The following is a 6,172-nucleotide window of genomic DNA, read 5'->3' as shown; positions in this document are numbered from 1 at the left end:
GTCGAGGGGATCAACCAGGAGATCTGGGGCGCGTGCATCGCCTACAACCTGGTGCGCCTTGAAATGGCCAACGTCGCCGCCGACGCTCAATGCAACCCCACCGACATCAGCTTCGTCCGTGCATTTCACATCATTCAATACGAACTAACATGGGCCGCCGCGACTCGCGCCTATGGCAAGCTGCCTTCCCTACTACAAAGAATGCGGCAAAGGCTAGTCACCGAACTGACTGTCAAACGACCCGGCCGTCATTTTGACCGGGTCGTCAAATCAAAGGCACAGCGCTACCCATACAAGAAGTCAAAAGCTTAAGTCAACGGCATTAGGCACTGACCCCGGCTTGTTATTGCTGAGTCCGTGTCCGAATGTCGGCACTGACCCCGGCTAGCTGACCCCGACTGGCTAGCGGGCGCCGGCCGCCGTTACACCGGCCACAGCGGCTGCTCGTCCATCAGCGCGACCTGCTCGCGCAGCTCGAGGATGCGGTCCTGCCAGTAGCGCTGGGTGTTGAACCACGGGAAGGCGGCCGGGAAGGCCGGGTCGTCCCAGCGCCGCGCCAGCCAGGCCGAGTAGTGGATCAGGCGCAGCGTGCGCAACGCCTCGACCAGGTACAACTGGCGCGGCGCGAAGTCGCAGAAGTCCTCGTAGCCGGCCAGGATGTCGCCCAGCTGGCGCACCTGCTCGGGCCGCTCGCCCGACAGCATCATCCACAGGTCCTGGATGGCCGGTCCCATGCGGCTGTCGTCGAAGTCGACGAAGTGCGGCCCGGCGTCGGTCCACAGCACGTTGCCGCCGTGGCAGTCGCCGTGCAGGCGCAGCTGGGCGCTGTCGCCGGCCCGGTCGTAGCAGCGCTTGACGCCGTCGAGCGCCTGGTCGACCACGCTGGTGTAGGCGGCCAGCAGCTCCGGCGGGATGAAGTCGTTGGCCAGCAGGTAGTCGCGCGGCTCGGTGCCAAATGTGGCCGGGTCCAGGCTGGGCCGCTCGCGGTAGGCCGCCAGCCCGCCGACGGCGTGGATGCGGCCGATGAAGCGGCCGATCCACTCCAGCGTGGCCGGATCGCCCAGCTCGGGGGCGCGGCCGCCGTGGCGCTCGAACACGGCGAAGCGGAAGCCGTTGAACTCGTGCAGGGTGCGGCCGTTGATGGTCAGGGCCGGCACCACCGGGATCTCGCGCTCGACCAGCTCGGCGACGAAGCCGTGCTCCTCCAGGATGGCGGCGTCGCTCCAGCGCGCCGGCCGGTAGAACTTGGCCACCAGCGGCGCGCCGTCCTCGATGCCAACCTGGTAGACCCGGTTCTCGTAGCTGTTGAGCGCCAGCAGGCGGCCGTCGCCGCGCAGGCCGACGCTGTCGAGCGCGTCGAGCACGCAGTCGGGACCGAGTTGGGAAAAGGGATGGGCCGCCTGGGCCGGGGGATTGTCGATAGTCATGCCGCTATTGTAAGGCGTAAGCCGCGCCGCCGCGCCCCGCGTCCCGGCAGGCGAGAAACAATGACCCGGCGCGCCCGGCGCAGCGTATACTGTCGCCTTCAATCCAATAAAAAGAGCAAGCCATGCAACTCGACCAGCCTTTGAGCGAAAAAGAATTTGACGAATTAGACAACTTCCTGCTGTCCGACAGCAGCCCGGAAGATGCGATGACGATGGATATGCTGCACGGCTATCTGACCGCCATCGCCATCGGCCCGGAGACCATCATGCCGGTCGAATGGCTGGCGCGCATCTGGGGCGAGGACGAGAAGGACGTGCCCAAGTTCAAGAACAGCAAGGAGGAAGAGCGTATCCTCCAGCTGATCATGCGTTTCATGAACGAGGTGCTGGTCACCTTCGAAGTTGCTCCGAAGGAATTCGAGCCGCTGTTCGTCGAGCACGAATACGAAGGCCAGACCCTGATCGACGCCGAAGCCTGGTGCTGGGGCTTCTGGGAAGGCATGGAGCTGCGTCCCGGCTCGTGGGACGAGATCTGGGAATCGGAAGCCGGTCCGCTGATGCAGCCGATCTACCTGCTGGGCGCCGACGAGATCGAGGAAGAGGAACTGCCGCTGGTGGAAGACCCGGTCAAGGCGCACAAGCTGGGCGTCGACCTGGAAGCCAACCTGCCGGGCATCTACCGCTTCTGGGTGCCGCGCCGCAAGGCCGCCGTCACCACCGTCAAGCGCGACGAGCCCAAGGTCGGCCGCAACGACGACTGCCCTTGCGGCAGCGGCAAGAAGTTCAAGAAGTGCTGCGGCGCCGAGCCGAGCGAGGCGTAAGCGCCCGCTAGCGGGGCCGGCGCCACGCCGGCCGCGCGCGGCGGCACCAGCAAAAAAAGGGGAATCGACCGATTCCCCTTTTTTTCGTCCGCCACCAGGGCGAGCGGCCGGCTAATCGGCGGCCGGCGCCGGCTCGAGCAGGCGGTCGCCGTCGGTGCCGATAAACCGCAGCACCTGCTCCAGCGTCGGCGCCAGCCAGCGCGCCGGCGCCGCCAGCGAGGCCACCAGCGTCTGGTGGCCGACCCAGGTGGGATAGTCCTCGCTGACCCGCACGCCGCGTGCGCGCAGGCGGTAGGCCAGGCCGCCGGTGTTGCGCTGCGGATTGACCAGCGCGTCCTTGCGGGCGGCGATCAGCAGCGCCGGCGGCGCCGCGCCGCTGACATGGTTGATCGGCTGCGAGGCGGCCGGCGTGTTGGGATAGTGGAACACCGGCCGCGCCGCCGGATTTTCCACCGGCAAAAAATCATAGGGGCCGGCCAGGCCGATCCAGCCGCGCACCGCCGTGGCCGGCACGCCGTGGCGCGCCAGCAACTGGCCGTCCAGCGCCAGCATGGCGGCCTGGTAGGCGCCGGCGCTGTGGCCCATCAGGAACAGGCGTTGCGGATCGCCGCCGTAGCGGCCGATATGGCGCAGGGTCCAGGCCAGCGCCTCGGCCGGGTCGTCCAGCAGGGCCGGATAGCTGACCTCGGGATACAGCCGGTAGTCGGCCACCACCACCACCACGCCGCGCGCGGCCAGGGCCCGGCCGACGAAGGCGTAGTCGGCCCGTTCACCGGCGCGCCAGTTGCCGCCGTAGAAAAACAACAACACCGGCCGCGGCTTGCCGCCCGAGCGGGGCGGCAGATAGATGTCGAGCTTGCGGCGCGGCCCGTCGCCGTAGGCCAGGCCGGCGGCGCGGCCGACGCCGTCGGCCGGCGTCAGCAGGTTGAGCAGGCCGAGCGGCGCCACCAGCAGCCATGCCGCCAGCAGCGCCGCCAGGGCGAACGCCAGGACGAGCGGGGCCATCCAGGCGCGGCGCGGTATCTGCATATCAGGAAATAAAGTTATTACGTCCCGGACAGTGTAATCCATTTGCCGAACTGGACAACAAGCCTTTCTCCCGCGACAACTTGACTTCCGCTCAGTGCGCCGTATCGAGGCCGAACACCTCGCGCAGCAAGGCCTGGCGCTGGTCCGGCGCGACCTGGCGCCGCTCCGACACGCCGCCGCGCACCGTGCGCAGGCTATCATCGAGCAAGATACTCCTGCCCTCCTCGCTGAAAACGACCACCAGCAGCTTCTGCACGAAGATGGCGTCCGGGTGGGTCGAGTTCAGGTAGTTGGCCGGCATGAAGTCGATCCACTCCTGCGGCGACAGGTTGAAGCCGTACTGGTTCTGCCACTCGCCGTCGACCTTGGCCTTGAGCACGTAGTCGATCTCGCCACTCTTGGAGAGCATGAAACTATCGTCGTCCTGGCGCAACTCGCTGTCGAGCTGATCCAGCCGCAGCGGCGCGCGGATGCCGTAGCTGCCGAAGCCCAGGTCGCACAACCATTGCGCGCCGTCGAGGGTGAGCACCAGCGCCATGTGCGTCTTGGGCCGCTTGACCGGGTAGAACATCGGCCGCGCGGCGACGAACTGGTAGGCGATGCCCAGCGCCTGCAGGGCCATGGCGAACAGACCGTTGACCTCGTAGCAATAGCCGCCCCGGCGGCGGCCGACGATCTTGCCGACGATCTCCTCCGGCACCAGCGAGACGATCTTGCCGGCCTGCACGTCGAGGTTCTCGAACGGCACGGTAAACAGTTGGCGCCGCATCATGCCCTGCACCGTGGCCAGGTCGGCCCGCGCCGCGCCGGTGTAGCCGATGCGGTCCAAATAGTCCTGCAACACGAAATTCTCGGCCTGCACGGCGTCTCCTTGAAATATTAATTATTGAGCATCATAGACGAAAAAAAAGCCAGCCGCGCCGGGGCTGGCGCAACTGGCTTGAGCGTGGCCCGGCAAGGGGCGAGCCGCGCCGCGCTTACAGCTTGATGAAATGCTCGCGGTAGTATTTCAGTTCCTCGATCGACTCGACGATGTCGGCCATCGCCGTGTGCATCTGGTGCTTCTTGAAGCCGCCGACGATCTCCGGCTTCCAGCGCTTGCACAGCTCCTTCAGCGTCGACACGTCGATGTTGCGGTAGTGGAAGAAGGCCTCCAGCTTGGGCATGTAGCGCACCATGAAGCGGCGGTCCTGGCCGATGGTGTTGCCGCACATCGGCGATTTACCCTTCGGCACCCATTTGCGCATGAACTCGATCAACTCGGCCTCGGCCTGGGCCTCGGTCACGGTCGAGGCCTTGACGCGGTCGATCAGGCCGGAGCGGCCGTGGGTGCCCTTGTTCCAGGCGTCCATCTTGTCGAGCGCCTCGTCGCTCTGGTGGATGACGAACACCGGGCCCTCGGCCAGCACGTTCAGGTGCATGTCGGTGACGACGACGGCCACTTCGATGATCAGATCGGTGTCCGGCTCCAGGCCCGTCATTTCCATGTCGACCCAGACCAGATTCATTTCATTTGGCCGGGGCGTGGCGGTTGGGGTGGAAGCGCTTGTTGCTAAGTCGTTAGCTTGTGACATAATTCTCTCTTGGCCTAAACAATCCGCCATTTTCTCACAGGCATAGAATGTATTCACTCGCGTTTTCGATTTTGTTCGTATCTTTCCTCGTCCTGACGCTGCTGCTGCGCTTCTGGCTGGCCTCGCGCCACATCCGCCACGTGCTGGCGCACCGCGCCGCCGTGCCGGCCGAGTTCGCCGCCAAGATCCCCCTGGCGGCGCACCAGAAGGCGGCCGACTACACCGTCGCGCGCACCAAGTTCGGCCTGCTGGTGCTGCTCGTCAACAGCGTCGTGCTGGTCGGCTTCACCCTGCTCGGCGGCCTGCAGTGGCTGTCGCAGGCGGTGTTCCAGCAGACCGGCCCGGGCATGGCCTACCAGCTCGGGCTGCTGGCCGCCTTCGCCGCCATCTCCGGCCTGGTCGACCTGCCCTTCGACTACTACAAGCAGTTCGGCATGGAGCAGCGCTTCGGCTTCAACAAGATGAGCCGCCGCCTGTTCTTCACCGACATGGCCAAGGGCCTGGTCGTCGGCACGGCCATCGGCCTGCCGCTGGTGTGGGTGGTGCTGATCCTGATGGAGAAGTCCGGCGGCCTGTGGTGGTTCTACACCTGGCTGGTGTGGAGCGGCTTCCAGCTGCTGATGATGGTGCTCTACCCGACCGTGCTGGCGCCGCTGTTCAACAAGTTCACCCCGCTGGCCGACGAGTCGCTCAAGGCGCGCATCGAGGGCCTGATGCAGCGCGTCGGCTTCGCCTCCAAGGGCCTGTTCGTGATGGACGGCTCCAAGCGCAGCGCCCACGGCAACGCCTACTTCTCCGGCTTCGGCGCCAACAAGCGCATCGTCTTCTTCGACACCCTGCTGGCCCGCCTGGCGCCGCAGGAGATCGAGGCGGTGCTGGCGCACGAGCTGGGCCACTTCAAGCTCAAGCACATCGTCAAGCGCATCGCCGTCATGTTCGCCATCTCGCTGGCCTTCCTGGCCCTGCTCGGCTACCTGAAGAACCAGCTGTGGTTCTACACCGGCCTGGGGGTCGACCCGCTGATCCTGCCCGGCCAGAACAACGACGCCATGGCGCTGCTGCTGTTCATGCTGGCGCTGCCGGTGTTCACCTTCCTGCTCGGCCCGCTGACCTCGCTCAGCTCGCGCCAGCACGAGTTCGAGGCCGACGCCTTCGCCGCCCAGCACACCGACGCCGCCGACCTGGTCTCGGCGCTGGTCAAAATGTACGAGGACAACGCCTCGACCCTGACCCCCGACCCGCTGCACTCGGCCTTCTACGACTCGCACCCGCCGGCCAGCGTGCGCATCCGCCAGCTGCGCCTGGCCGCCCAATAAAGGAA

6 protein-coding genes and 1 pseudogene are annotated in these 6,172 nt (G+C 66.2%); 3 read left to right on the top strand and 4 right to left on the bottom strand.

Going from position 1 to position 6,172, the window contains the following annotated elements; translation table 11 throughout:
• A pseudogene (locus BM252_RS31280) lies at positions 1–312 on the top strand (IS4 family transposase); the annotation flags it as partial.
• A 110-nt stretch (positions 313–422) separates the two neighbouring features.
• Here BM252_RS31280 and BM252_RS28450 read toward each other — a convergent pair.
• On the bottom strand, positions 423–1,427 hold the full coding sequence (locus BM252_RS28450) for a serine/threonine protein kinase (protein ID WP_093391104.1): 1,005 nt from the start codon (positions 1,425–1,427) through the stop codon (positions 423–425).
• A gap of 122 nt (positions 1,428–1,549) precedes the next feature.
• On the opposite strand from BM252_RS28450, the gene BM252_RS28445 reads away from it, so the two are divergent.
• A complete protein-coding gene (locus BM252_RS28445; protein WP_093391102.1) occupies positions 1,550–2,248 on the top strand; it encodes a UPF0149 family protein in 699 nt (232 codons plus the stop codon).
• Between the two features lie 111 nt (positions 2,249–2,359).
• Here BM252_RS28445 and BM252_RS28440 read toward each other — a convergent pair whose 3' ends face one another.
• From BM252_RS28440 to orn, 3 genes are all read right to left on the bottom strand, one after another.
• Positions 2,360–3,253: an alpha/beta hydrolase gene (locus BM252_RS28440; RefSeq protein WP_245774490.1), complete on the bottom strand. Its 894-nt coding sequence runs from the start codon at positions 3,251–3,253 to the stop codon at positions 2,360–2,362.
• A gap of 115 nt (positions 3,254–3,368) precedes the next feature.
• On the bottom strand, positions 3,369–4,139 hold the full coding sequence (locus BM252_RS28435; protein ID WP_093391099.1) for an arylamine N-acetyltransferase family protein: 771 nt from the start codon (positions 4,137–4,139) through the stop codon (positions 3,369–3,371).
• Between the two features lie 115 nt (positions 4,140–4,254).
• The gene (gene orn / locus BM252_RS28430) at positions 4,255–4,851 is read right to left on the bottom strand and encodes an oligoribonuclease (RefSeq protein WP_174900713.1); all 597 of its coding nucleotides are present in this window, start codon (positions 4,849–4,851) and stop codon (positions 4,255–4,257) included.
• A gap of 47 nt (positions 4,852–4,898) precedes the next feature.
• On the opposite strand from orn, the gene BM252_RS28425 reads away from it, so the two are divergent.
• The gene (locus BM252_RS28425) at positions 4,899–6,167 is read left to right on the top strand and encodes a M48 family metallopeptidase (RefSeq protein WP_093391095.1); all 1,269 of its coding nucleotides are present in this window, start codon (positions 4,899–4,901) and stop codon (positions 6,165–6,167) included.
• The last annotated feature ends 5 nt before the right edge of the window (positions 6,168–6,172 follow it).

The organism is Rugamonas rubra (genome assembly GCF_900114705.1).
GTDB lineage: Bacteria > Pseudomonadota > Gammaproteobacteria > Burkholderiales > Burkholderiaceae_D > Rugamonas > Rugamonas rubra.
Note: the sequence above shows the minus strand (reverse complement) of the source record. Positions and strands in the feature narration are given on the sequence as shown.

Excerpts from the sequence above, each read along its gene's own strand:
- BM252_RS28450 (WP_093391104.1), bottom strand. The coding sequence starts at position 1,427 with ATGACTATCGACAATCCCCCGGCCCAGGCGGCCCATCCCTTTTCCCAA.
- BM252_RS28445 (WP_093391102.1), top strand. The coding sequence starts at position 1,550 with ATGCAACTCGACCAGCCTTTGAGCGAAAAAGAATTTGACGAATTAGAC.
- BM252_RS28425 (WP_093391095.1), top strand. The coding sequence starts at position 4,899 with ATGTATTCACTCGCGTTTTCGATTTTGTTCGTATCTTTCCTCGTCCTG.
- BM252_RS28440 (WP_245774490.1), bottom strand. The coding sequence starts at position 3,253 with ATGGCCCCGCTCGTCCTGGCGTTCGCCCTGGCGGCGCTGCTGGCGGCA.
- orn (WP_174900713.1), bottom strand. The coding sequence starts at position 4,851 with ATGTCACAAGCTAACGACTTAGCAACAAGCGCTTCCACCCCAACCGCC.